This window comes from Candidatus Atribacteria bacterium (assembly GCA_011056645.1).
GTDB classification, from domain to species: Bacteria; Atribacterota; Phoenicimicrobiia; order Phoenicimicrobiales; family Phoenicimicrobiaceae; genus Sediminicultor; species Sediminicultor quartus.
On the sequence record DSEL01000207.1, the window covers coordinates 1 to 3851 of the forward strand.

Here is a 3851-nt window from a genome sequence, read left to right on the forward strand (position 1 = left end):
CAATAGAATCATCTAAATCATCGGTCTTTATTTTAAAATCTATTATTTCATTATTCATGGATTAAATTCATGGCCTTTTTTGCTTCATTAAGGGTTTGTTTAGCCACCTGTCTAGCCTTTTTGCTCCCCTCAATGACTATTTCTCTAATTATTTTAGGATTTTTCTCATAATATTTTCTTTTTTCCCTGAATTCGCCAAATTTATCTATTAACGCTTGGGCTAATTTTTGTTTGCATTCTACACACCCTAATTTTCCTGATTCACACCCAGAAAATATTTCTTTAGATTGATTCGAATTAAAGATTTCTTGGTAGGTAAACACCACACAAATATCCGGATGACCGGGATCATTTAGTCTTATTTTTTGAGTATCAGTGATCATTGTCTTCACTTTTTCTCCTATTTTTTCCGGTGAATCGGATATAGAAATAGTATTTCCCAGAGTTTTGCTCATTCTCTTTCCATCAGTACCCGGTACCCGAGGAATCCTGGTCAATTTCACCTGGGGTAAGGGAAATATATTTTTGTAAAGATTATTAAACCTACGGGCTATCTCTCGAGTTAATTCCACATGGTGCACTTGGTCTTCTCCTACCGGCACAGCATTCGCTTTATAGATCAATATATCTGAAGCCATTAGAACCGGATATCCCAGGAGACCGTAACTGATATTATCTTTTAATCCTAAATCCCGTACCTGTTCTTTTAAAACTGGATTTCTCTCCAACCAGGGCATAGGAGTAATCATGGAAAAAAGCAAATGCAATTCCGCATGTTCCGGGACATAAGATTGAATTAATACAGTACTTCTCTCGGGGTTAATTCCTGCACTAAACCAATCAATAAGCATTTCTTTGATATTTTCATTTAAGTCTTTCGTTTTATCGTAACCGGTAGTTAGCGCATGTAAATCTACGACTCCAAAAAAACACTGGTATTTTTCCTGAAGTTTTACCCAATTTTCCAAAGCTCCCAGGTAGTTTCCCAAGTGCAATTTTCCGGTAGGCCGCATTCCGCTAAAAATTATTCCTGCCATTATATTGCTCCTCTCTACATTTCATTATTAAAATAGCTTATTTCTTAAATCGTAAAATCACCGACTGACCAACTGTTAGGTTTAATCACTGGTCTATAAAATTTTTTAAATATTTTGTGTTACTTTTCGCTCGATGCAATAATTTTAACTTAATTTTTATAATTATAAGATACTTTTTTAAAAATATCTACTCTAAACCAAGAAACGAAATAGAAAAAATACAATAGGAAATAGCACTTTTCCAATTATACCGCTTAATACCAGAATTAACAAAATAATTGGACCATAAGATTCTAACTTGTAGAATTTATAAGCATAAGGATTTGGTAAAAGGCCTAACAATATCTTAGAACCATCTAAAGGTGGAACAGGAATTAAATTAAATATGGATAGCGCTAAATTTATTATCACGCCGGTCTGTAGGAATATTACCCAACCTCGTAGCAGGGTTACTAATAGATTAAAAAAAGAACTGTTTTGGGTTATATTAGTCTGTCCGATGAGATAATAACTTAATCTCAAAATTAAGGCAAATATTACTGCAATGATCACATTGACAACAGGTCCAGCTAATGAAACATATATCATGTCTCTTTTGGGGTGATTCAATCTATTAAAATTTACCGGAACTGGTTTTGCCCACCCAAATCGAAATAAAATCAACATCAAAGTTCCTATAGGATCAAGATGAGCTAGAGGATTCAAAGTAAGCCTTCCCGCTTCAGCCGCAGTCGGATCACCCATTTTGTAAGCCATCATTCCATGACAATATTCATGAAAAGTTATGGCGATTAACACCGCTGGTATACTCCAGACAATTTCGAATATATTGTCCAACATTTTTCTATATATTTTTCCTTTCTTTTATAATATTTTTTACCAATCTAATTTCATCTCTTTTATTTTTTACCTCTCCATCTAACTGCGCACAAAGTAATCTATTTAAAATTTTCGAATAAACCGGACCGGGTTTTATCTGAAGTTCTTGTAATTCCCTTCCTGAAATATATAAAATTTCTCTTTTATATTTATTAAGATAATTGTATATTCTTTCTTTGGTAATATCGGTATCATTTTCCAACATAACCAAAAATAAGACTTCGTTAGCTAAATCTTTTAATTTTAGGTAAATTGTGCTGGGTAATATTTTATTATTTGATGATAGTATTTTTATGATTCGGTCTAAATTTAAGTAACAAGAAGTTATCTTGTCTATGGACTTTCGCTTAATTATTAGCTTATTAAAAATTCTCCGTATTTGACGTTTTTTTAGACTTCTAATTAAACTGCAAAAATATATAATCCATACTTCTATTTTTTCATCGGAAAGATTGCATACCCAGTAATTATAATTATCTTTTACCTTCTTTAATCTTTCAATGGTTTCTTCATTTAATTCAAGTTCCGGAAGAATATACTTCAGCGCACCAAGTTCTTCCAATCTTTTTAAGGATTTTAAGGGGTTTTCTTCTTTTAATATTAGAATTAGTTCCTCGGTGATCCTTTTCCTTCTTAACCTGGAAAGAAGTTTATCAGCAATAGCTTTTTTTAGAAAATCCTCGGTTGTTCTATCCATTTTAAAATTATATCTTTGTTCAAATCTTATTGCTCGTATAATACGTGCTGGATCTTCCACAAAACTCAAATTATATAAAACCCTGATTATACCTTTATATAAATCCCTCTGACCGCCAAAAAAATCGACTAACTTTCCAAAATACTTTTGGTTTAGCTGGATAGCCATTGCATTTATAGTAAAATCTCTTCGATATAAATCTTTTCTAATTGAACTAAGCTCGACTTTTGGAAAAGCAGCTGGATATTCATAAAATTCTCTTCGAGCAGTTGCGACGTCTATTTTAAAACCATCCGCTAAAATTACTACTGCGGTACCAAATTTTTCGTGGCTTTTAATTCGCCCTCCCAAGTCTCTGCTTAGCTCTTGAGCAAATGTTATTCCTTCTCCTTCAATTACAATATCGAGATCATAATTCTTAATTCCTAAAAAGAGGTCTCTTACAACTCCACCTACTATAAAAGCTGGAAAATTCATTCTATCGCCAATTGCTCCAATTTTAGCTAAAATATCTTTAACTCTTTCGGGAACTACCTTCTCTATCAGTTCTATTTGCTTTTTTCTCTCTATCTTGCTGTTAGTTTCGACATAAGTTGAAAAAGATCTTTTAGGAATATAACTCTCTCCATATAAATTTCGTATTAAATCGGTTCTGGTGATAATCCCCGCCAATTTATCTTCTTGGTTCACCACCAATACTCTTCCGATATCGTAATTGATCATTAATTCTTGAATTTCGGTTAAAGGGGTCTTTAACTTTACGGTAACTACCTGGTCGGACATATATTTACTTACCAGCTCTTTTCCAAATCCGTGCTGTTTAGCCCGATTGACTTCTTGCATAGTGATAATTCCCCTAAGATCCCCCTCTTCTACAATCGGAATCCCGTTATGTCCATACCTTAATAATATTTTTTTCGTCTCTTCGATAGAAGTGGAGGCATTAACCGTCTTAACCGGTGAAGACATAATATCTTTTGCCACAATTCCCACTCTTACTTTTTCTTCCAATATCTGGACAATTTTTTCTTCTAACTCATCAAGCGACAAATCTTTTACTACTGCTGAGGCTGCTTGAAAGTGACCTCCTCCTCCTAATTCTTTTAAAACTTCATCTACGTCTACAGAATTTGTTCTGCTTCTTCCGACTATATATAGTCGGTCAGCCATTTTTACTATAGTAAAAAAAACATCACTGTTTTCTATTTCTATTAATTTATGAGTAAGAAGAGCCAGTC

3 protein-coding genes are annotated in these 3851 nt (G+C 33.3%); all 3 read right to left on the reverse strand.

Translation table 11 applies throughout. The features are described from left to right. Nucleotides 1–50 precede the first annotated feature (50 nt). Nucleotides 51–1040 (reverse strand): tryptophan--tRNA ligase, encoded by a 990-nt coding sequence (trpS, locus tag ENO17_09590; GenBank protein ID HER25284.1) that lies wholly within the window; start codon nt 1038–1040, stop codon nt 51–53. A 189-nt stretch (nt 1041–1229) separates the two neighbouring features. Further along, nucleotides 1230–1877 (reverse strand): site-2 protease family protein, encoded by a 648-nt coding sequence (locus tag ENO17_09595; GenBank protein HER25285.1) that lies wholly within the window; start codon nt 1875–1877, stop codon nt 1230–1232. A 4-nt stretch (nt 1878–1881) separates the two neighbouring features. Next, nucleotides 1882–3851, reverse strand: a 1970-nt coding sequence (locus ENO17_09600) for a CBS domain-containing protein (GenBank protein HER25286.1), incomplete at its 5' end; no start/stop codon positions are given.